The following is a 20702-nucleotide window of genomic DNA, read 5'->3' as shown; positions in this document are numbered from 1 at the left end:
TCGACGACCCCTATGTCACCACCGTCGTGCGCCTCGTGCTGGCGTTGATCGCGGGCGGTCTGATCGGCATGGAACGTACCCTGCACGGGCGCCAGGCGGGTTTTCGCACCCACGCCCTGGTGTGCGCGGCCTCGAGCCTCCTGATGCTGCTGTCCGTGTACCAGTGGGAGCTGCTTGCGGACCTGCCTTCGGAGGCGCTGGTGGTGGACCCGACGCGTCTCGGGCAGGGCATCATGACCGGTATCGGCTTTCTCGGCGCCGGGGCCATCGTCAAGGAGCGGCTCAGCGTGCGCGGTCTGACCACCGCCGCCTCGATCTGGATGACGGCGGCGATCGGCATCGTGATCGGCATGGGGTTCTACGCGGCGGCCGCGGCGGCGGTCGCGCTGGCCTTGGTGACGCTGTCCCTGCTGCGCTGGGTTGAAGGTCTTACCCCCTCGGAATCCCACGCCCAGCTGCGGGTGCACCTGGACGTCGCGAACGTGCTGCCCGAACGGGATCTGCGTGCGCTGCTGCGCGCCCAAGGCGTGGAGGGCGGGCGGGCCTCGTACCGTATGGATCGTAGCGGGCAAGCCTTCAGCTACGACCTGCGCTTGAAGACTCGGAAGGACGGCAACTTCCAGCAGCTCGCGCGGGTGCTGCGCGAGACGCCGGGGGTGCAAGGCTTCAGCCTGCGCCCGGTCGGCGACTGACGCGGGCGAGGCGCCGCCGGCGCTCAGGACTGCGCGGCGAGTGCCTCCAGCAACAGCAGCTGCGCCGCGCGTGGTTTCTGATTGCCGGGCTTGACGCGCCGATAGCTGCCGTCGCTTTGCAGCAGCCAGGCCTGGGTGTTGTCGGCGAGGTAGCTCATCAGGCCCTGCTCGACCACGCGCTTGGCCAGCGGCGGGTCCTCGATCGGAAAGGTCGTCTCCACGCGGCGGAAGAAATTGCGCTCCATCCAGTCGGCGCTGGACAGCCACACCTGCGTGTCGCCGCCGTTGTGGAAGTAATACACGCGCGTGTGCTCCAGCAGGCGCCCCACCACCGAACGGACCTCTATGTTGTCCGACACGCCGGCGATGCCGGGGCGCAGGCAACAGATGCCGCGCACGATGAGCTCGATCTTCACCCCGGCCTGCGAGGCTTGGTACAGCGCCTGGATGATCTGCGGCTCGGAGAGCGCATTCATCTTGGCGATGATGTGCGCCGGTCGGCCCGCGGCGGCGTGCTCGGCCTCGCGCGCAATCAGTGTGAGCAGGGTCTTGTGCAGCGTGAACGGCGCCTGCAGCAGCTTGCGCAGCTTGGTCGCGCGTCCGAGCCCGGTGAGCTGGTGAAACAGCTTGTGCACGTCCTCGCCGAGGTCCTTGTCGCAGGTGAGCAGGCCGTAGTCGGTGTACAGGCGCGCGGTGCGGGCGTGGTAGTTGCCGGTGCCCAGGTGCACGTAGCGGCGCAGGGTGCGGCCCTCGCGGCGGACCACCAGCAGCATCTTGGCGTGGGTCTTGTGGGCGACCACGCCGTACACCACGTGGGCACCGGCCTGCTGTAACTGGGTGGCGAGGGTGATGTTGGCCTGTTCGTCGAAGCGCGCGCGCAACTCGATGACCACGGTCACCTCCTTGCCGTTGCGCGCGGCCTCCACCAGGGCCTTGGCCACTGCCGAGTCGGGCCCGGTGCGGTACAGGGTCTGCTTGATGGCCAGCACCCCCGGGTCTTGCGCCGCTTGGCGCAGAAAGTCGATCACCGGCGCGAAGGACTCGAAGGGATGATGCAACAGCACGTCGCCGCGGCGGATGGCCTCGAACATGTCGGCGCTGCGCGCCAGGCGCCGTGGCATGGCCGGGGTGAAGGCGGGGTACTTGAGCTCGGGCTCGTCCACCAATTCGTGCAGGGCCAGCAATCGGTTCAGGTTGACCAGCCCGTTCACCTGGTAGAGATCGTCGGGCTCCAGCTCGAACTGTTGCAATAGGAACTGGGTGATATCGGGCGGGCAGTTGTCCGCCACCTCGAGGCGCACGGCATCCCCGAAACGCCGCGACGAGAGCTCGCCCTCCACCGCACGCAACAGGTCGTCCACCTCCTCCTCGTCGACGAACAGGTCACTGTTGCGCGTCGCGCGAAACTGATAGCTGCCGGTGGCCTTCATGCCGGGGAACAGCTCGTCCACATGCGCGTGGATGACGGAGGACAGCAGCACGAAATCGTAGGGTCCGCGCGCGAACTCGCGCGGCAGGCGGATCAGTCGCGGCAGGGCGCGCGGCGCCTGCACCACGGCAAGTCCGCTGTCGCGACCGAACGCGTCCTTGCCGGTCAGCGCCACGATGAAGTTCAGGCTCTTGTTCAGCACCCGCGGAAAGGGATGCGCCGGGTCGAGCCCGAGCGGACTCAGCACGGGCAACAGCTCGCGGGTGAAATAGCGCTTCACCCACGCGGCTTGCTTGGGCGTCCACTGCGTGCGACGCACGAAGCGGATATTGTGCCGCGCGAGTTCGGGAATCAGCACCTCGTTGAGGACGCGGTACTGTTCGTCGACGAGCCCGTGGGCGTGTTCGCTGATGCGCTTGAGCGCCTGCGGCGGGGTGAGGTTGTCGGGGCCGGCCTGCACCGCGCCGAGTTCGGCCTGCTGCTTCAGACCCGCCACACGCACTTCGAAGAACTCGTCGAGATTGGTGCTCGAGATGCACAGAAACCGCAGCCGTTCGAGCAGTGGCGTGGCCTCGTCCTTGGCCTGTTCGAGTACGCGTCGATTGAACTCCAGCGCGCTCAGCTCGCGATTGATGTACAGCTCGGGTTGTTTGAGATTGACGGCGTCCATGCGCCTCCGGCGGATTCTCGCAAGGCCTGTCGGCATTATGTGGGTCCGCCTCCCCGAGCGTCCAGTGAGGCGGTTCTGCTAAGCTATGACGTTCCTATGTTCCGGTTCCCTGCACCTTTTTCGCGCACGCGCGCAGGATGGGTGGGCGAACCCGCAGTGGCGCGAGGACTTCCAGAGCGATGCCGAGCGAACCGACCTACCTGGGCGACGGCGTTTTCCTGATCGATACCGGCTTTCAGCGCGCGGAACTGGCCGCCGCCTATCTGGTGGTCGGCGACGGGCGCGCGGCCTTCATCGACACCGGCCCCGGGCGCGCCGCCGAGCACCTGTTGAACGCATTGGCCTTCGCCGGCGTCGCGCGCCAGGCGGTGGATTATGTGATTCCCACGCACGTGCACCTCGATCATGCCGGCGCGAGCGGCGCGCTGATGGCCCAGCTGCCCGATGCGCGCTTGATCGTGCATCCGCGCGGCGCGCCTCATCTCGTCGATCCGCGCCGGCTGTGGGAAGGGGCCGTGGCGGTGTACGGCGAACAGGCCATGCGGGACGACCATGGGGAGCTCGTGCCGGTGCCCGCGGAGCGGGTGCAGGCCGCCGAGGACGGCGAGCGCCTCGCGCTCGGGCGGCGGGTGCTCGAGGTGCTGCACACCCCCGGGCATGCGCGGCACCACCTGTGTGTGTACGATCCCTATACGCGCGGGCTGTTCACCGGCGATACCTTCGGCTTGAGCTATCCCGAGGCCCGTCCGCTGATCTTTCCCACCACCACGCCGGTCCAGTTCGAACCCGAGGTCTGGCAGGAGACGCTCACGCGCATGATGGCCATGCAACCGGCGCGGGCGTACCTCACGCACTACGGCGTGCTGGAGGAGCCGAGCGCGGAGGCGGCTGACCTGCGGCGTCTCATCGACGCGCACGCGGCCCTGGCGCGGGCGGTGGAGCGCGAAGCGGACACGGCTGCCGCGTTGCGTGCGGGGCTGCGGCGGTTGTTGCACGAGGAGGCGCGGCGGCGCGGGAGCGCGCTGGCGGGGCAGGCGCTGGAGCAGCGTTACGCCATGGACCTGGAACTGAACGCGCAGGGGCTGGAGGTGTGGCTCGCGCGGCGCCGACGCGCCGGTGAGGCCGCGCCGAGCGCCGCACGTGAGGCGGCGGTGCCGGCGGGCAACACAGGAGGAGCGAGGCGTGGAACGACTGGTTAACGGCGTGTGGCGGGAGTTTTCCTCCTACAGCAACGAAGAGGGGCGCTTCGAGCGCTGGGAGAGCCCGTTTCGTGAGTGGGTGACGCCGGATGGGCGCGACGGTTTTGCACCGGAGCCCGGGCGCTACCATCTGTACGTCTCGCTGGCCTGTCCATGGGCGCACCGAACGCTGATTTTCCGCACGCTGAAGAAGCTGGACGATGTCATCTCCGTGTCGGTGGTCGATCCCATCATGGGCCCGCGCAGTTGGCACTTCAGCGACGGTCCGGGCTGCATCCCCGATACGGTGAACAACTTTCGCTATCTGTACGAGGCGTACCTCACCGCCGACCCGCGCTTCACCGGCGTGGTGACGGTGCCGGTGCTGTGGGACAAGCGCGGGCGCACCATCGTCAACAACGAGTCCTCCGAGATCATCCGCATGCTGAACAGCGCCTTCGATGCCTACGGCGATGCGCAGGTCGACTTCTACCCCGAGGCGCTGCGCGCCGATATCGACGCCGTGAACGAGCGGGTGTACGACAACGTCAACAACGGGGTGTACAAGGCGGGCTTCGCCACCAGCCAGGGCGTGTACGAGGAGGCCTACGAGGCGCTGTTCGAGACGCTGGATCACCTGGAAGAGCGCCTCGCTCACCAGCGGTACCTGGTCGGCCCGCGGCTGACCGAGGCCGACTGGCGGTTGTTCACCACGCTGGTGCGCTTCGATTCGGTCTACGTCGGCCACTTCAAGTGCAATCGGCGCCGCCTGGTGGACTACCCGAACCTGTGGGCGTACACGCGCGAGCTCTATCAGATCCCGGGCGTCGCGGTCACCGTCAACCTGGACCACATCAAGCGCCACTATTACCAGAGCCATCGGGATATCAACCCGAGCGGCATCGTGCCACGCGGTCCGGAGCTCGATTTCAACGCGCCGCACGACCGCGAGCGGTTTCCGGCCGAGCCTTGGCGAGCGGGAGAAGGGCCTTAGCCGGCCAAAAAAAACGGGGTGCCAAGGAGGCACCCCGTGAACCATAAAGGCCAGCTTGATGAGGAGTGGGACAACATGAGGGTTGCGTGCAACCTTCACGTCTCAGTTATAGCAAGGTATATGCCAAGCTTATGTGTCGTTTGCAGTCATAGGGTTATGACAGGCCTGGTCGTCGTGCTCGGCCCGGATCGCCAAAAAGCCGCCGCCGGCGCGTCGATCGTTTGACGCCCTCCATCTATTTATGACTCCGATGTCCCCCGCCACACCGCGTCCTCCCGATTCCGAAGCGGAGCTCAACGAATGCCTGGCCCATGATCGGGCGCGCTTGCGCGCCCAGCGGCGCCGCCTGGGGCGTCACCCGGCGCCGCAGGCCTTGGCCGAGTGGCGGGCGGCGGTTGCCGAAGCCGAGGCGCGCGCCGCGCAGCGCGCCGCCGCGCTGCCGCAGCCGCGCTTCGATGAGGCCCTGCCGGTCAACCAGCACCGCGAGCGCATCGCGCGCGCCGTCGCCGCGCACCAGGTGGTGGTGTTGTGCGGTGAGACCGGCTCGGGCAAGACCACGCAGCTCCCCAAGATCTGCCTCACCTTGGGGCGCGGCGCGCGCGGGCTGATCGGCCATACCCAGCCGCGGCGCATCGCGGCGCGCAGCGTGGCCGCGCGTCTGTCTGAGGAGCTGCAGTCTCCGCTCGGCCAGGCGGTGGGCTACAAGGTGCGCTTCCATGACCGCGTCAGCGCCGACAGCTACGTGAAGGTGATGACCGACGGCATCCTGCTGGCCGAGATCCAGAGCGACGCTGAACTCGCGCAGTACGACACCCTCATCATCGACGAGGCCCATGAGCGCAGCCTGAACATCGACTTCCTGCTCGGTTACCTCAAGCGCCTGTTGCCGCGGCGTCCCGATCTCAAGGTCATTATCACGTCCGCTACGCTAGACCCCGAACGCTTCGCGCGTCATTTCGACGCGCCGGTGGTGTCGGTGGAGGGGCGCGGCTATCCCGTGGAGGTGCGCTACCGCCCGTCGCAAAGCGAGGAGGGCGAGGCGGACCTCAGCGCGGGCATCGTGGCCGCGGTGGACGAACTGGCGGGGGAGCCGGCGGGCGACGTGCTGGTGTTCCTGCCCGGCGAGCGCGAGATCCGCGAGGCGGCCGAGGCACTGCGCAAACACCACCCGCCGCACACCGAGATCCTGCCGCTGTACGCGCGCCTGTCCGCGGCCGAGCAGGCGCGTATCTTCCAGGCGCACGGCGGGCGGCGCATCGTGCTCGCCACGAATGTCGCGGAGACGTCGCTCACCGTACCGGGCATCCGCTACGTGGTGGACACGGGCCTGGCGCGCATCAGCCGCTACAGCTATCGCAGCAAGATGCAGCGCCTGCCCATCGAGCCCGTGTCGCGCGCCTCCGCCGACCAGCGCAAGGGTCGCTGCGGGCGCGTGGCGCCGGGCGTGTGCATCCGTTTGTATGACGAAGCGGATTATCTGGCGCGCGCCGAATACACCCCGCCCGAGATCCAGCGCACCAACCTCGCGGCGGTGATCCTGCGCATGGCCGACCTGCGGCTCGGCGACGTGGCGCGCTTCCCGTTCGTCGACCCGCCCGAGCCGCGCGCGGTCAACGACGGCTACCGTCTGCTGCAGGAGCTGGGCGCGGTGGACGCCAAGCGCCGCTTGACGCCGCTGGGGCGGCGGCTCGCGCGTTTCCCGGTGGACCCGCGCCTGGCGCGTATGGTCCTTGCAGCGCAGGCCGAGGATTGCGTGCGCGAGGTGCTGGTGATCGCCGCGGCGCTCAGCGTGCAGGACCCGCGCGAGCGACCGGTCGCGGCCCAGCAGCAGGCCGACGAGGCGCACAAGCAGTGGGCGCACCCGGACTCCGATTTTCTGGCTTACGTGAGCCTGTGGCGCGCCTGGCAGGAGGCGCAGCGCCACCTCTCGCAGCGCAAACTGCGCCAGTGGTGCCGCGAGCGTTTTTTGTCTTACGTGCGCCTGCGTGAGTGGCAGGACATCCACAGCCAGCTCAAGACCGTCGCGCTGGAGGGCGGCGCGCGCCTGTCCGAGACGCCTGCCGAGTACGCACCGTTGCACCGCGCGCTGCTCGCCGGTCTGCTCGGCCACGTCGGCCACAAGCACGAAGACGCCTACCGTGGCGCGCGCGGCGTGCAGTTTCAGCCGCACCCGTCCTCCGGGCTGTTCAAAAAGGGCCCGCGCTGGCTCATGGCGGGCGAGCTGGTGGAGACCACGCGCGTCTACGCGCGCATCAACGCCAAGGTCGAGCCCGCCTGGGTCGAGCAGGTCGGTGCGCACCTGGTGCGCCGCCACCACTTCGAGCCGCACTGGGAGCGCAAGGCGGGCCACGTGGTCGCCTACGAACAAGTGACCCTGTGGGGCCTGGTGCTCACCGCGCGCCGGCGCGTGAACTACGCGCCCCTCGACCCGGCGCACGCGCGCGAAATCTTCATCCGCGATGCGCTGGTGGCGGGTGATCTGGCCACGCGCGCGCCGTTCTATGCGCATAACCGCGCGCTCATCGCCGAGATCGAGAGCCTGGAATCCAAGACCCGGCGGCGCGACATCCTGGTCGACGAGGCGGTGTTGTATGCCTTCTACGATGCGCGCATTCCCGCCGAGGTCAACAGCGCCGCCGGCTTCGAGGTCTGGCGCAAGCGCGCCGAGCGCGAGGCCCCGCGCCTGTTGTTCCTCACCCGCGAGGACCTCATGCAGCACGGCGCCGAGGGCGCCGCGGCCTTCCCGGACGAACTGGCGCTGGGGCCGCTGGTGCTGCGCCTGCGCTATCGCTTCGAGCCCGGCCATCCCGAGGACGGTGTGACCGTCGAGGTGCCGCTCGCGGCGCTGGGCCAGCTCGAGGCGGGCGCCTTCGAGTGGCTGGTGCCGGGACTGCTGGAGGAGAAGGTGGTGGCGCTCATCAAGTCGCTGCCCAAGGGCCTGCGCCGCCACTTCGTGCCCGCGCCCGATTTCGCGCGCGCCGCGGTGCAGGCGATGCCTCCGCGCGTGGCGCCCCTGCGTGAGGCGCTCGCCGCGCAGTTGCGGCGCATGACGGGCGTGGTGATCGACCCCGCGGCCTTCGACGAGGCAGGCCTGCCGGCGCATCTGCGCATGCACTTTCGCGTGCTGGGTACCGACGGCAAGGTGCTGGACCAGGACCGCGACCTCGATGCCCTCAAGGCGCGCCTCGCGGCGCGCGCCGGCGCGCAGTTCAGCGCCGCCGTGCACCCCGAGTGGGAGCGCGAGGCCGTGGAGGCGTGGGACGTGGGCGAACTGCCCGACAGCGTCGCGTTCGAGCGCGGCGGGCTTGCGCTGCGCGGCTATCCGGCGCTGGTGGCGGAGGGCGAGCGCGTGGCCCTGCGCCTGCTGGACGATCCCGCCAAGGCCGCCGCCGCGCACCGCGAGGGCGTGCGCGCGCTGGGCGCCCGTGCCCTGAACCGCGAGTTGCGCTACCTGCGCAAGAACCTGCCGGGGCTGGACCGCCTTTGTCTGCACTACGCCGCGGTGGGTCGCTGCCAGGATCTGACGGAGGACCTGGTCAGCGCCGCGCTCGCGCGCGCCCTGGCCCTGGACGAAGCGCCGCCGCCGCGCACGCCCGCGGACTTCGAGGCGCGTTGCGCGGCCGCGCAGCAGAATCTGGTCGGCCAAGGGAACGAGCTCGCCGCCGCGGTGGGCGAGGCCCTGGCGGAGTACCACGGCGTGCGCAAGCGCCTCAAGGGCGGGCTGCCGCCCGCCTGGCTGGAGGCGGCGGGCGATATGCGCGCCCAGCTCGGGGCACTGGTCTACCCCGGTTTCGTGGCGCGCACGCCCTGGACCTGGCTGCAGCACTACCCGCGCTACCTGCGCGCGCTGGCGCGGCGCCTGGACAAACTGGAGCGCGACCCGCAGCGCGACCGCGCCCCGCGCCTGGAACTGGCGCGGCTGCTGGAGAGCTACCGGCAGCGGCGCGGCGAGCCCAACCCGCGCGATGCGCTGCGCTGGCAACTCGAGGAGCTGCGCGTGTCGCTGTTCGCCCAGGAGTTGGGTACCGCCCAGCCCGTCTCCGTGCCGCGCCTGGCGCGCGACCTACAAGGCTGACTATCCTGCCGTTATGGACACCTCCGCCGCCGACTTCCTGCCCGCCGCGCGTACCCTGAAGGCGCTGCGCGCCGCCGCGGCCGACTGCCGCGGGTGCCCGCTGTACGCCCGTGGCACGCAGACCGTATTCGGCGAGGGGCCGCGCCGCGCCGCCCTGGTGCTGGTGGGCGAGCAGCCGGGCGACGAAGAGGACCGCGTCGGCCGGCCCTTTGTCGGCCCCGCCGGCGCCGTGCTGGCACGCGTGCTCGAGGAGGTCGGGATCGACCGCGCGGCCGTGTACGTGACCAATGCGGTGAAGCACTTCAAGTGGGAGCCGCGTGGCAGCCGCCGCCTGCACAAGAAACCCAGCGCGCGCGAGATCGCGGCCTGCCACCCCTGGCTGGCCGAGGAGGTGCGCGCGGTGCGTCCGCGGATGGTGGTCTGCCTCGGCCTCACAGCGGCGCGCGCGGCCTTCGGGCGCGCGGTACGCCTCAAGGATGTGCGCGCCCAGTTCACCGTGACGCCGCTCAGTGCGGCCACCTTCGTGACCACCCATCCCGCGGCGCTGTTGCGCGTGCGCGGGGGAGAGGCTCGCGCGCAGGCGCACGCGCAGTTTCGCCAGGACCTCGCCGACGTGGCCGCGAGGCTGGCACAGTGAGCCCACCCCCGCGCCCGACCAAGCCCGAGCTGGAGGCCGCGCGCGGCAAGACGGTGCCGGACGTGATCGCGCCCGACCTGAAGGTGCTGTTCTGTGGGATCAACCCCAGCCTGTATACCGCCGCGGTGGGCCACCACTTCGCCCGCCCCGGCAATCGCTTCTGGCCCGCCTTGCACGGCGCGGGCTTCACCCCGCGCCTGCTCAGTCCCTACGAGGAGGCCGAACTGCTGGAGTACGGGTATGGGGTGACCAACGTGGTGCCGCGCGCCACCGCTGCGGCGACCGAACTCACGCGCGCCGACTACGAGCAGGCTGCCGCCAGGCTGCGGGCCCTGGTGCGACGCTACCGCCCGTGCATCCTGGCGGTACTGGGCATCGGGGCCTACCGGCAGGCCTTCGGCCAGCCCAAGGCCCGACTCGGGCGCCAGCCGCAGGATCTGGAGGGCGCGGAGGTGTGGGTACTGCCCAACCCCAGCGGCCTGAACGCCAATCACCAGCTCCCGGACCTGGTGCGCCTGTTCGGGGCCCTGCGCGAGCAGGCCGACACCTTGGCTCGGAGGCCTGAGCGGCGCGCACCGTGAGCCGCGTCACCTTGTAGAGTGGCCGCCGTTGGTCCACGCTCGTGACAGGGCCGCGCGAGGGCGGCGAGGAGCCGTATGCGCCTGTGGACCTTACATCCGCGGTATCTCGATCCTCGCGGGCTGGTGGCGCTGTGGCGCGAGGGCCTGCTGGCGCAGAAGGTGCTGCAAGGGGGCACGCGCGGCTATCGCAATCACCCGCAGCTGCTGCGCTTCCAGGCGCAGCCGGACCCGGGCGCGGCGATCGCCGCCTATCTCGCCGCGGTTTGGCAGGAGGCGGCGATGCGTGGCTATCGCTTCGATGCGGATAAGCTGGGGGCGAGGGACGGGTGTCCACCGCTGCAGGAAACCGATGGCCAGCTGTACTACGAATGGGCGCATCTGCTGGCCAAGCTGCGCGAGCGTGCGCCGCCGTGGTATAGCCGCTGGCAGGGGTTGGAGCGGCCGCAGCCGCACCCGTTGTTCACCATCGTCCCGGGTCCGGTGCGGCCCTGGGAGATACGGCCGAAGGAGCAAGCGTATGGACGTTGACGAGTTTCCGGACTGGTACGCCCAGCTGCGCGCCCGCCACGGTGGGTTTATGAGTGCGCTGGAGGAATTGGGGCAGGCGGTGCGCGAGGAGGGGCCGCTCGACGAGCGCGCGATCCAGTTGGTGCAGCTTGCCGCGGCCGCCGCGATTCGCTCCGAAGGCGCGGTGCACAGCCACGCCCGGCGCGCCCTGGATGCCGGGGCCTCGCCCGAAGAGGTCTTTCATGCGCTGGTGGCGCTTACCAGCACGATCGGCTTCCCCAATGTCTCGGCGGCGCTCAGCTGGGTGGAAGACATCCTGCAGGCGCGGCGCTGAACCCGCCGGTGCTCCCTGATCTTCATCATCCGAGCTGCTAACATGGCGGCCCATCAAGAGTAATACGGGAAGTAGGAGGTCGACATGCGTTGGATGGTAGGGCTGTTGTTGGGTGTCGCTGTCGTGACAGGCCACGCCCAGCAGCCGCCGCAACAGCAGCAGCCCGGGCAACCGCAGCCGGATCAGCAGCAGGCGCCGCAGCAACAGCAGCAGGCGCAGCCCCAGGAGGAGTTGATCACCTCGATGGAGATGCGCGAGCTGGCCCGCTCGGTCACGCATATGCGCGACATCCTGCGGGATCTGTCGTTCCAGATGGATCGTGAGGAGATGGCCCGCGAGCGGCCCGCGACCGAGATCGCCGAGCTGCTCACTGAGCTCGGCGACACGCTGCACGACATGGCCCGGCGCATCGAACAGGGCAGCGCGCCGCCCGCAGAGCGCGAGGACATCAACCAGCGTCTTACCGAAGCGCGTCAACAGCTCCTAGAACTGGACCGCCACCGGGTCGGGCCCTGAGCATCCGAAGAACTTGGACGCGGCACGTTTGTGCGCGTGCGGCACCAAATCCTTCAGCGGTTCGTCGAACGTCGTCTACAGGCACCTCGAAGCAAGTGGTGCCCCTCGCTCAAGGGGGCCGCTCATGCCGCCTCTCTGCTAAGTTTCTCTTTATACCCATTGGTTGTGCGCGCCGGGGGCAAAGTCGCCGGTTGCGTGTGCAAGGAGGCACGATGACGCTGGAGCAATACGGCGGGTTGGGGCTGGAGAACTACCCGCACAAATTGGCGGGTCTGTATGAAACCGAGCAGGACGCCGAGCGGGCGGCATCCGCTCTGCGCGCCGCCGGTCTGGCGGATAAGCAGGTGCAGCGACTGCCGCAGCCGGGGACGCGTGACGACAAGATCGAGCCGGAGTCGGTGGGTACGCGCAACCGCTTGATGCGCGACATCACCGCGGGCACGGTGGCCGGTGGTGCGGTCGGCACCGCAGGCGCCGCTGCGGTGGCGGGAACCACGCTGCTATTCGCCGCCGCCCCCGTATTGGGACCGCTGGTCATTGCGGGCTATGGCGCGATGTTGGGTGGCGTGGCGGGTGCCGTGAGCGGCCTGCGCCTGCGCGAGGCAGACCTCGCCAACCTGGTGAACGATGCGACGGCGCGCGGCGCGCACGCGGTGGTGGTGCATGCGCGCGACGAGGCCGAGCGCGATCTGGCCCAGGATGTGCTGGACCATTCGCTGGCGGCGCGCACTGCCCAAGGCTAAGGGATGAGGGATACGGCGGCGGCCGATGGCCGCCGCCGCGCGGCTCAACTCGCGGCGCGTTGGCGGCCCGCCAACCCGGACGTGAATCCCCGCCACTCGATCGGATACTCCTGCCCCGACTGCTCGAGGAACTCGTGCAGCTGGCTGAGCGCGAGGGGGCCGGGCACCGGATAACGCGGTGCCAGCTTCTGGATGGCGGTGTGGTACCGGCCGAAGATACCGAAGTCGCGCGGATAAGCGGCTTCGTCCACGCCTAGGAAGTGCCCCTCCTTGCGCGCCCGCCGTAGCACCTTGCGCCAGTCCTCCAACGGCGGCAGCCCCACGCTGTCCACGCCGTGCATGAACAGCGTGAGATGGATGTAGTCGAACGGTTCGCGTGCATCGAGGAATTGATTGAGCGAGTCGAGGTTGCCTTCCTTGTTGAATTTCATCCAATAGGGCACGGCGCCCAGGCGCAGGGCCCAGTACGGCTCCATCAGGATGAACGACTCCACCAGTAAGCGGTTGGCCTTGATACGCCGCTGCGCGTACCACCAGCGGTACAGGTCGGCGACCATCGGGCTGAAGTGCTCGGGTTCCTCGAACACGATCCGCACCACCTCATAGCCGCGCTCCTTGGCAAAGCGCTCGATGTCCTTGCCCATGCGGGGCTCGAAGCCCCACTCGGCTTCGGGGGCGTGCTCGGTGGGTTCCGGCGCATCCCAGCGCCGCTTGTGCGAGTCGTAGCGCGCCAAGTACTCCTCCACGCGCGGACTACCCTTGAGGAACTCCTCTTCCGTGGCGCCGCCCAGCGCGCCGGCCTGGAACACGTGCCGGTCGCCAAGGCGCGTGACCGGCCACTGGCGGCGGCAGTCGACGATGAAAATCGTACCGCCCGGCGGCAGGTTCTGCTCAAGAAACCGCTCATACTCCGGCCCCAAGCGCAGGCGCTTGATGCGGAAGTAGGTCATCAGGTTGAGCATCAGCCGATCCTGATTCGGATCGTGCATGTGGTTGAGCTGGATATCCGGGTTGTTCTCCAAGAGGATGCGCGCCGGCTCCATGGCGGCATCCAGTCCATGCTGCACGTCGTCGGGATGCACATCGGTCTGCGACACCGGAACCAGAAACGTCTGCGGCAGCCATGGGATGCCCAGCGCGCTCGCGAGGTGTACCAAGCCGCCGTTGGCCGAGCCGATCATCACCGCCGGATACTTGCGCTGCGGGTAGATGTTCGCCGCCCAGCGGTAGATGGCGTCGGTGTCCACCGTGTGTATCTTCTTCGGCGACACGGATTCGCCCCAGCCGCCGACCGTGTACAGGATCTCGCGCGCGCTGTCGGGCAGCCGGTTGGCCAGCGGCACCACGCGCTTGAGCGGAATGAGCTCGGTCTGGCCCAGCGCGGGAAAGTCCTTGCCGCGCAGAAAGCGCGCCGTCGCGCGCAGCATGGCCGTGGCCGAATCGAAGTTGGCAATGTAGGACGGGGGCATTCTCCGCATCATGCGCGCCTCCTCACGTAGTCGGTGACTTGGGCAAGCGGGGTGAAGCCGAGACCTCGCCGGCGCGCCGCTTGGCGCTGAGCGCGCCGCCAAGCCAGGGCAGCGGGTACCGCCGCGAGCACCAGTCCCGCCAGTGCCAGCGGCCCGAGGTTGCGGTTGCTGCGCGCCGGCTTCCAGCCGCCGTCGACGCTGGTCCACTGTGCCATGGGTTGAAACAGGTTGCCCGCGCTCGGGGGGGCGGCTTCGTCTCGGAAGTGGTTGCGCTGCACCTGACGCGCCATCAGGCGCTCGCTCATGCCGGGCATGAGCGCGTGCTGGATGGAAACCACCCGCCCGCTGCCGCCGACGAAGGTCTCGCGCCGCGGGTGTTTGGCGAGGTTGACGAGGGCCGCTGCGACCCGTTCCGGCGCGATCACCGGATCCATGGCCTTTACGCTACGGCCGGTGTAATTGGCTGCGTGCTGGAACATGGGCGTGTCGATGGAGCCCGGCAGCAGCGTGCAGGCGTGAATGTGTTTCTCGTCGACGAGTTCCTCGCGCAGGCATTCGCCCAGCGCGCGGATGCCGGTCTTGCTGATCACGTAGGCGCTGGTGAACGGCTGGCCGATGGAGGCCACCATCGAGGCGTTATTGATGAGGACGCCGCTGCCCTGTTCCCGGAAAGCCTGCAATGCCGCCCGGGCGCCATAGATGTAACCGTACAGGTTGGTCTCGATAACGCGCCGGTAGGCCTCGGGCGGTGCCTCCTCGAAGCGCGCGAATAACGACACCGCCGCATTGTTTACCCAAACGTCGATGCGTCCATAGGTCTCCAACGCGCGTTGCGCCAGGTGTTGAACCTGGCGCTCGTCGGTCACATCGGTGGCTACGACCAGCGCCTGGCCGCCGGCGGCGTGGCATTCTTGCGCCACTTCCTCGAGGGCATCGCGTCGCCGGGCCGCCAGCACCACCGCCGCACCCTCCTGTGCAAAGCTGCGGGCGGCGGCTCGTCCGATACCGCTGGATGCGCCGGTGATCACGACGACGGCGTCCTTGAGCTTTCTCGGCATAAACCTCTCCTTGCGTGCATTCGTCCTTGAATACGCAAGAAATAGCTTAGCAGGCTGGGTCCCGCTGCGTTTCGGAGGAGGGCGTTCAGGCAGTTGCGTTGGCTTCGCAGCGGCCCCGCACAGCGTGAGCGAGCAGCGCGGGGGGCGCAAATGGGCGAGGGCGGGATGCTATCCCGCCCTCGGTATGGGGGCTTACCAATGGTAGGCGTCAGGTGCCGGTGCTACGGCTCGGACGTATGCCCGGCAAGAACGTCCGTGGCGCCGTTCCCGTTACCGGTTCAGGCGTTGCAGGTTAGAAACACCAAGCAGGGCTGCGATCCCGCGCCTGTGGGGGCGCCCAGATCGTCGTCCTCGTCCTGGTCGAGGCGGTAGAGTTCGTGCAGCGAATGCAGCGCTTCCAGATCGAAGTCGAGAAAGGTGAGCGCAGCCCCTTCGGTCGTCACGCGCGCCACTTTGGCGTGCAGGCGGCAGAAGCTCGACTGGCCGCCGCGCGGGAGCATAAAGGCTGCCTCGACCACCGCACCCTCTTCGAGACCGGGTGCGTCGCTCGTCTCGACGAACATGCCGTTGAGGCTGAGGTCGGACACGCGGCATCGCGTGATGCCGTTGCGGTACAGCACCGCGTCCAAAAGTACGTCCCTGCGCATACTCCAGCGATGTTCCATAGATCGAAGTCCTTCTCCGTGTTCGTCCCTGTCTCCCGCAGGAGACCCCTGATAGTGCCCGTCCTTGGGCGGCCAGCCTCCCTGAACGGCTGTTAGTTAGATTGCAGTGAGCGAGCGGGCGGTCCATCCTTGGAGCGACTTCCTGTCGCGTTCCCTGTGCATATTCGCGTCTTCCTGACGCCGCCGCTGTCTTGCGGCCCACCCGCGGCTCTTCCCTCCCTTCCCTGGCGTACTCCCGTTCCCTTACATTCTTCCAGCGACTCTTCCTTGAGTGGCCTCTAAGCCCCTCGGACCTCCTGTCCGAGCTTGCCAAGCGCCTCCGGGCTTTCCCTGCCTCGGGTCCCGCTCCCTGCGGGCGAGGTGCTTGGCGACCGTCCGGTCTCCCTGGCGTAAGGCCTCATTCCATGAGGTCTCAGGCCTGCGTGCAAAGCTCCTTCTTCGCCGGTCGCGCCGTCTTCCGTGATGCTTGCGACCTTGGGGAGCAGTGTAGGGAGGCGGAGGGGGTGCGCACACCCCTGCGATTCCTGAAAACCTTGGGGGAAATCCCGTACGATCCAGCAAAATCATACAGTTATAGTGTGACTGGGTTCCCGTTCCGGCAATAATTTATTGCCGTCATTAGGACCCCGGGGCGCGGCACGCTTCGCAGGGCTCCCCAGCGGCGACCGGGCGGGCGCGTGTAATCGTGAAACGCATCACGATCAGGTGCCCGAGCGGGTGCGGTTGCCGGCCGCCGGTCGCCCGGCTGCGCCTGCTTCGTCCTCCGGATCGATGGCCAGCGACATGCGCACCAGATCGGCGAGCGAGCCGGCTTCCATCTTTTCCATCACCTTTGCCCGGTGGACTTCGATGGTCTTCGCGCTGACGCCGAGGTCGAGCGCGATGCGCTTGTTGGATTTGCCCTCCACGACCAGCGCCATGACCTCGCGCTCGCGTGGCGTGAGGTGCTCGTAGCGCCCCATGATGCGTTCGCGGCGCGCCTGGGTCTCCCAGCTGTCTTCGGCCTTCTTCAGCAACTGCTGGATGCGATCCAGCAGCATCTGGTCGTTGAACGGCTTCTCGATGAAGTCGGAGGCGCCGGCTTTCATGGCCCGCACCGCCATGGGCACGTCGCCGTGCCCGGTGACGATGATGACCTGCAGCGCCGAGCCCCGTTCGGCGAGCGCTTCCTGCAACTCCAGACCGCTCATGCCGGGCATGCGGATGTCCAGCACCAGACACCCGGTCTGGGACGGTTCCATGGACTCCAGGAATTCGCGTGCCGACGCGTAGGTGTGCACGTCGAGTCCGACGGACTCGATGAGCCAACGCAGCGACTCGCGCACGGCGGTGTCGTCATCTACGACGAACACTGTTGGTTTAGGGCTCATCCTTGGGGTCTCCCGCGATGGGTAAGAAGAATCGGAAGGTACTGCCGCTCGCCTCGGGAATCATCCAGAGGTGACCGGCATGGGCTTCGATGATGGATCGGCTGATCGACAGCCCGAGACCGAGCCCCGTCGGCTTGGTCGTGAAAAAGGGTTGGAAGATCAACTCGCGGTTCTCCTCCGGAACCGCGCTGCCGGTGTTGTGGATGGCCACTTCCACCTGGCCGTCCGGGCCGAGGCTCGTGCGTATCGTCAGCACGCGTTCGGCGGCCTCCTCCTGCTGCATCGCGTCGATCGCGTTGCGGATCAGGTTGAGGATGACCTGTTCGATCTGGATGGTGTCGGCCACCACCGGCGGCAGATCGTCGTCGAGATTCAGCACGACGCGGATCCCGGCCCGTCGCATGTCCGCCGCCGCCATGTTGAGCGCCTCGCGCACCAGCTCGTTGAGTTGGGTGGAGGCCTGATGCTGCTGATCCTTGCGGATGAAGCGGCGGATGCGCCGGATGATCTCGCCCGCGCGCTGCCCCTGGCGCGTGATCTCCTGCAACGCCGTGATCAACGCCTCGGTGTCGCCGCGGCCGCTGCGCAGGCGGTGCATGCTGCCTTGGGCATAGTTCACGATGGCCGTGAGCGGCTGGTTCAACTCGTGCGCGAAGCCGGAGGCCATCTCGCTCATGAGGGTCAGGCGCCCCGCGTGCGCCAGTTCCGCGTGGTGTTGGCGCAGCTGCTCCTCGGTCTGGATGCGTTCGGTGATGTCGTGGGAGGTGGAAACGAAGGAGCGCACTTCACCGTGCCAGTCGGTGAGCGGCGTGATGGTCTTCTCTTCGTAATAGAGCGCACCGTCCTTGCGCCGGTTGACGAACTGGGCGCGAAAGGGTTTTGCGGCGCGGATCGTGCCCCACATCTGCTCGTAGAACCCCTCGTCATGAACGCCGGACTTGAGGATGCGGTGCGTGCGCCCCAAGACCTCGTCTTTCGCATACCCGGTCATCGCCGTGAACGCGGGGTTCACGTACCGGATGACGCCGTGCTGGTCGGTGATGGCGACGCTGTCGGCGATGTTCTGCAGCGCGCTGGAGAGCTTGCGCATCTCCGACTCGGCGCGGCGTCGCTGGATCTCGCCCTCCAGCCACTGCGCCATGTGCTTCAGGATCTCGCCGTCGGTCGGGCTGAAGTCCGCCGGCCGACCGCGGCCGCTGAAGTGCAGGATACCGTAGAGCTGGCCTTCGATCACAAGACGCATGCAGAACGAGGTGCGCCCCGAGGCATCACGCACGGCGTGCGGCGCGTCCTGGGTGAGGGCCTGCTCGCAACTGGCATCGGTCAGCGCAAGCGCCGTGTCCGGCGCCGCCGCCGCGCCCACCGCGGCCATGATCTCGTAGCTGTCGCCCTCGTGGCGCGCAATCAGACCGTCGCTGAGGCGAAACCGCTCGCAGCCCATCTCGAGCAGGTCGTTGAGCTTGGCGGCGAAGTCCGTTCCGGGCGCCGTCATGATGCCGTGCAGCGCACGCAAGGCGGCTTCGCTCTTGCGTAGCTCCTGCTCCGCGCGCTGGCGCTCGGCGACCTCGCGGTGCAGCTTACGATTGAGGCGGGTGACGTCCAGCGCCGCCAAGGCCGTGCCGGCCAGGACGGCCACCGCGACGACCCAGATCCAGGGATCGCTGCCCAGAGCGAGCAGCAGGCTATCGGCCAGGGGAGTTTCTGAGCTCCAGCCCGTCAGCCACCGCTCCATATCCTTGGGTCATCCTCCGTGAGAGACATCGGCCGCTGCCTTCTGGATGCGCCGGGGACGGGGAACCCGTGGGTCCGGCCGCAATGGCAGCTTGCGCATAGGCATGTGTACCGGCTTTCTCGCGTCGTTGCAAGCGAGCGCCCGCGCCAGGAGGTCAACTTGGCCGCCTAGGTGTATGCTTTGCAAGACTATGGTAGGCGGCTCGTTGGAGCGGGACATGCGTTGGATGAAACGTAGCGTGATGGCGGGGGCGGCGGCCCTGGCGGTGGCGGCGGTGGTGGCCTGTACCACCTCGCCGTTGGGGCGGCAGCAGCTGACCCTGTTCCCGGATGCGCAGCTCGCGGAGATGAGTGTGCACGCCTTTCAGCAGATCCAGGACCAGGTGCCGGAGTCGACCGACGAGGGCGTTAACCGTTACGTGCAGTGTGTGGCGGATGCCATCACTGCCGATGTAAAGCCCCCCGCCGGTGAGTGGCAGGTCAAGGTGTTTCAAGACGACACCGTGAACGCCTTCGCGCTGCCCGGCGGCGAAATCGGGGTCAACACCGGCCTGCTGCGCGCCGCGGAGAACCAGCATCAGCTGGCCGCGGTGGTGGGGCACGAGGTGGCACACGTACTGGCCCGCCACGGCAACGAGCGGGTGTCGCAGCAGTTCGCCGCCGAGCAGGGGCTTGCACTGGTGGCGGTACTCGCGAGCGACCGTTCGCCGCAGACGCAGCAGCTGTTGCTGGCTGCGCTCGGCGTGGGGGCGCAGGTCGGCATCTTGCTGCCCTTCAGTCGTGCGCAGGAGCTGGAGGCGGACGCCGTGGGCCTGGACCTGATGGCGAGCGCCGGCTTCGACCCTCGCCAGAGCGTTGATCTGTGGCACAACATGGCGCGCGAGGGCGGCGACGAGCCGCCGCGTTTCCTGTCTACCCATCCGCCCACCAAGGACCGTATCGAAGCACTGGCCAAACGCGCGGAGACGGTCATGGGCGATTATGAGAAGGCGGTCGCAGCGGGGCGCCAGCCCAACTGCGAGCGCCCGTCTTAAGGAAGCGCTACGTCATTCAGAGCGTCCCGCGGCGCAGGGAAGTACCGTCGTGATCACCGGCCACGCCGTTGACCACGTAGCAGGGCGAAACGGCACTTTTCGCCTTGCGTGGGCTGAAAGGTCCGGGACGGATTTATCCAGACCATCCGGAGGCAGTAGAAACCGGCCGCCGGGCGCGGCCGACGCGCGGCGCGCAGGCCCGACACCCAGGGGCGGCGGGCATTCGGCTGCGGCAGCGAGGCCGCGGCCCAATTCACAGGGAGAAGCAGTGATGAAGAACAAGCTGATCGGCGGCGTCGTGGGGGGAGCCGCGCTGCTGTGGTCGTCCACGGCGGTGTGGGCGGGTACGGTGATCGAATTGCGCGACGCCGAGGGCGTGGAGCAACGGATACTGGTTGAACAGGAGCTGGGGCGCTTCGAGAGCGACGATGGACGGCGTTATGTGCTGCTGGATGTCTCGGAGAAGCGCTTCCTGCTGGTCGACAACGAACAGCGCGCGGTATTCGACATGAGCGTCATGCTGCAGGAGGCGCCGCCCGAGAGCGTTAACGGTCCGGCCGACGAACCTACCGTGGAGGCGGTGGAGCAGGGCCCGGGGCCTGAGATTGCGGGCTTTGCCACCCAGCATTTCGTGCTTCAGGCCGACGGTCAGCCCTGCCAGGAGGTCTATGTCTCGCGCGAGCTGCTCGAGCAGGCGGGACTGGTGCCCTTCTTGGCGGCCTTCGGCGACCTTGCGCGCTACACGCGCGAGCTGGAAGGCGAGGGAGCCCCGGACACCCATCCCTGCGAGCGCATGGAACCGAGCGTGGAGTTGATGGCGCTCGGCATGCCCTTGCGTACCGTCGGGCCGGGTGGCGAGCTGGAGGAAGAAGTGGTCGAGGTGCGCGCCGACGTGGCTTTGCCCGAGGACGCCTTCGCGCTGCCCCAGGACTACCAGGTGATCGTGTTCGGGAGCCCGGACCCCGGTGCACCCGCTCCTTGATGGCGAGTATGCGAGCGGCTGATACCCTGGGCGCCGC

The 20702-nt window shown here is 68.3% G+C and carries 18 protein-coding genes; 12 read left to right on the top strand and 6 right to left on the bottom strand.

The window, feature by feature from the left end; all coding sequences use genetic code 11:
* Positions 1-68 precede the first annotated feature (68 nt).
* The gene (locus tag HUS23_03525) at positions 69-692 is read left to right on the top strand and encodes an MgtC/SapB family protein (protein ID QKT04955.1); all 624 of its coding nucleotides are present in this window, start codon (positions 69-71) and stop codon (positions 690-692) included.
* A 23-nt stretch (positions 693-715) separates the two neighbouring features.
* On the opposite strand, the gene ppk1 is transcribed toward HUS23_03525, so the two are convergent.
* Positions 716-2791, bottom strand: coding sequence for a polyphosphate kinase 1 (gene ppk1 / locus HUS23_03520; GenBank protein ID QKT02942.1), 2076 nt, complete (start codon positions 2789-2791; stop codon positions 716-718).
* 179 nt (positions 2792-2970) lie between these two features.
* On the opposite strand from ppk1, the gene HUS23_03515 reads away from it, so the two are divergent.
* The 9 genes from HUS23_03515 to HUS23_03475 all read left to right on the top strand — a co-directional run bounded on the left by HUS23_03515 (position 2971) and on the right by HUS23_03475 (position 12356).
* Positions 2971-3990, top strand: coding sequence for an MBL fold metallo-hydrolase (locus tag HUS23_03515; protein QKT02941.1), 1020 nt, complete (start codon positions 2971-2973; stop codon positions 3988-3990).
* Positions 3974-4963, top strand: coding sequence for a glutathione S-transferase family protein (locus HUS23_03510; GenBank protein QKT02940.1), 990 nt, complete (start codon positions 3974-3976; stop codon positions 4961-4963). Before HUS23_03515 ends, HUS23_03510 begins: the two co-directional genes overlap by 17 nt.
* A gap of 250 nt (positions 4964-5213) precedes the next feature.
* Positions 5214-9038 carry an ATP-dependent RNA helicase HrpA gene (gene hrpA / locus HUS23_03505; GenBank protein QKT02939.1) on the top strand — a complete coding sequence of 1275 codons (3825 nt, stop codon included), beginning with the start codon at positions 5214-5216 and terminating at the stop codon, positions 9036-9038.
* Between the two features lie 13 nt (positions 9039-9051).
* Positions 9052-9675, top strand: a complete 624-nt coding sequence (locus tag HUS23_03500) for a UdgX family uracil-DNA binding protein (protein ID QKT02938.1) — start codon at positions 9052-9054, stop codon at positions 9673-9675.
* A gap of 53 nt (positions 9676-9728) precedes the next feature.
* On the top strand, positions 9729-10256 hold the full coding sequence (mug, locus tag HUS23_03495; protein QKT04954.1) for a G/U mismatch-specific DNA glycosylase: 528 nt from the start codon (positions 9729-9731) through the stop codon (positions 10254-10256).
* 75 nt (positions 10257-10331) lie between these two features.
* The gene (locus HUS23_03490) at positions 10332-10784 is read left to right on the top strand and encodes a DNA lyase (protein QKT02937.1); all 453 of its coding nucleotides are present in this window, start codon (positions 10332-10334) and stop codon (positions 10782-10784) included.
* On the top strand, positions 10774-11097 hold the full coding sequence (locus HUS23_03485; protein QKT02936.1) for a carboxymuconolactone decarboxylase family protein: 324 nt from the start codon (positions 10774-10776) through the stop codon (positions 11095-11097). Before HUS23_03490 ends, HUS23_03485 begins: the two co-directional genes overlap by 11 nt.
* Positions 11098-11181: 84 nt before the next feature.
* Positions 11182-11613 (top strand): hypothetical protein, encoded by a 432-nt coding sequence (locus HUS23_03480; GenBank protein ID QKT02935.1) that lies wholly within the window; start codon positions 11182-11184, stop codon positions 11611-11613.
* A gap of 212 nt (positions 11614-11825) precedes the next feature.
* Positions 11826-12356, top strand: coding sequence for a hypothetical protein (locus tag HUS23_03475; GenBank protein QKT02934.1), 531 nt, complete (start codon positions 11826-11828; stop codon positions 12354-12356).
* A 44-nt stretch (positions 12357-12400) separates the two neighbouring features.
* Here HUS23_03475 and HUS23_03470 read toward each other — a convergent pair whose 3' ends face one another.
* The 5 genes from HUS23_03470 to HUS23_03450 all read right to left on the bottom strand — a co-directional run bounded on the left by HUS23_03470 (position 12401) and on the right by HUS23_03450 (position 18650).
* Entirely contained in the window at positions 12401-13834 is a 1434-nt protein-coding gene (locus HUS23_03470; protein QKT04953.1) for a hypothetical protein, read from the bottom strand.
* Positions 13834-14883: an SDR family oxidoreductase gene (locus HUS23_03465; GenBank protein ID QKT02933.1), complete on the bottom strand. Its 1050-nt coding sequence runs from the start codon at positions 14881-14883 to the stop codon at positions 13834-13836. Before HUS23_03465 ends, HUS23_03470 begins: the two co-directional genes overlap by 1 nt.
* Positions 14884-15161: 278 nt before the next feature.
* Positions 15162-15548, bottom strand: a complete 387-nt coding sequence (locus tag HUS23_03460; protein ID QKT02932.1) for a PilZ domain-containing protein — start codon at positions 15546-15548, stop codon at positions 15162-15164.
* A gap of 701 nt (positions 15549-16249) precedes the next feature.
* Positions 16250-16918 (bottom strand): response regulator transcription factor, encoded by a 669-nt coding sequence (locus tag HUS23_03455; protein QKT02931.1) that lies wholly within the window; start codon positions 16916-16918, stop codon positions 16250-16252.
* Positions 16908-18650 (bottom strand): PAS domain S-box protein, encoded by a 1743-nt coding sequence (locus HUS23_03450; GenBank protein QKT02930.1) that lies wholly within the window; start codon positions 18648-18650, stop codon positions 16908-16910. Before HUS23_03450 ends, HUS23_03455 begins: the two co-directional genes overlap by 11 nt.
* 217 nt (positions 18651-18867) lie before the next feature.
* Here HUS23_03450 and HUS23_03445 point away from each other — a divergent pair, with 217 nt between their 5' ends.
* Both HUS23_03445 and HUS23_03440 read left to right on the top strand, forming a co-directional pair.
* The gene (locus tag HUS23_03445) at positions 18868-19683 is read left to right on the top strand and encodes a M48 family metallopeptidase (GenBank protein ID QKT02929.1); all 816 of its coding nucleotides are present in this window, start codon (positions 18868-18870) and stop codon (positions 19681-19683) included.
* A gap of 271 nt (positions 19684-19954) precedes the next feature.
* Entirely contained in the window at positions 19955-20665 is a 711-nt protein-coding gene (locus HUS23_03440; protein QKT02928.1) for a hypothetical protein, read from the top strand.
* The last annotated feature ends 37 nt before the right edge of the window (positions 20666-20702 follow it).

It is taken from the genome of Ectothiorhodospiraceae bacterium 2226, assembly GCA_013348725.1.
Lineage (GTDB): Bacteria > Pseudomonadota > Gammaproteobacteria.
Note: the sequence above shows the minus strand (reverse complement) of the source record. Positions and strands in the feature narration are given on the sequence as shown.

What these genes read in the sequence shown, in the direction of transcription:
- HUS23_03480 (QKT02935.1), top strand. Translation starts at nt 11,182, where the DNA reads ATGCGTTGGATGGTAGGGCTGTTGTTGGGTGTCGCTGTCGTGACAGGC.
- HUS23_03525 (QKT04955.1), top strand. Translation starts at nt 69, where the DNA reads ATGGAACGTACCCTGCACGGGCGCCAGGCGGGTTTTCGCACCCACGCC.
- hrpA (QKT02939.1), top strand. Translation starts at nt 5,214, where the DNA reads ATGTCCCCCGCCACACCGCGTCCTCCCGATTCCGAAGCGGAGCTCAAC.
- ppk1 (QKT02942.1), bottom strand. Translation starts at nt 2,791, where the DNA reads ATGGACGCCGTCAATCTCAAACAACCCGAGCTGTACATCAATCGCGAG.
- HUS23_03500 (QKT02938.1), top strand. Translation starts at nt 9,052, where the DNA reads ATGGACACCTCCGCCGCCGACTTCCTGCCCGCCGCGCGTACCCTGAAG.
- HUS23_03440 (QKT02928.1), top strand. Translation starts at nt 19,955, where the DNA reads ATGAAGAACAAGCTGATCGGCGGCGTCGTGGGGGGAGCCGCGCTGCTG.
- HUS23_03470 (QKT04953.1), bottom strand. Translation starts at nt 13,834, where the DNA reads ATGCGGAGAATGCCCCCGTCCTACATTGCCAACTTCGATTCGGCCACG.
- HUS23_03485 (QKT02936.1), top strand. Translation starts at nt 10,774, where the DNA reads ATGGACGTTGACGAGTTTCCGGACTGGTACGCCCAGCTGCGCGCCCGC.
- HUS23_03460 (QKT02932.1), bottom strand. Translation starts at nt 15,548, where the DNA reads ATGGAACATCGCTGGAGTATGCGCAGGGACGTACTTTTGGACGCGGTG.
- HUS23_03490 (QKT02937.1), top strand. Translation starts at nt 10,332, where the DNA reads ATGCGCCTGTGGACCTTACATCCGCGGTATCTCGATCCTCGCGGGCTG.
- HUS23_03515 (QKT02941.1), top strand. Translation starts at nt 2,971, where the DNA reads ATGCCGAGCGAACCGACCTACCTGGGCGACGGCGTTTTCCTGATCGAT.
- HUS23_03465 (QKT02933.1), bottom strand. Translation starts at nt 14,883, where the DNA reads ATGCCGAGAAAGCTCAAGGACGCCGTCGTCGTGATCACCGGCGCATCC.
- HUS23_03450 (QKT02930.1), bottom strand. Translation starts at nt 18,650, where the DNA reads ATGGAGCGGTGGCTGACGGGCTGGAGCTCAGAAACTCCCCTGGCCGAT.
- HUS23_03455 (QKT02931.1), bottom strand. Translation starts at nt 16,918, where the DNA reads ATGAGCCCTAAACCAACAGTGTTCGTCGTAGATGACGACACCGCCGTG.
- HUS23_03445 (QKT02929.1), top strand. Translation starts at nt 18,868, where the DNA reads ATGCGTTGGATGAAACGTAGCGTGATGGCGGGGGCGGCGGCCCTGGCG.
- HUS23_03475 (QKT02934.1), top strand. Translation starts at nt 11,826, where the DNA reads ATGACGCTGGAGCAATACGGCGGGTTGGGGCTGGAGAACTACCCGCAC.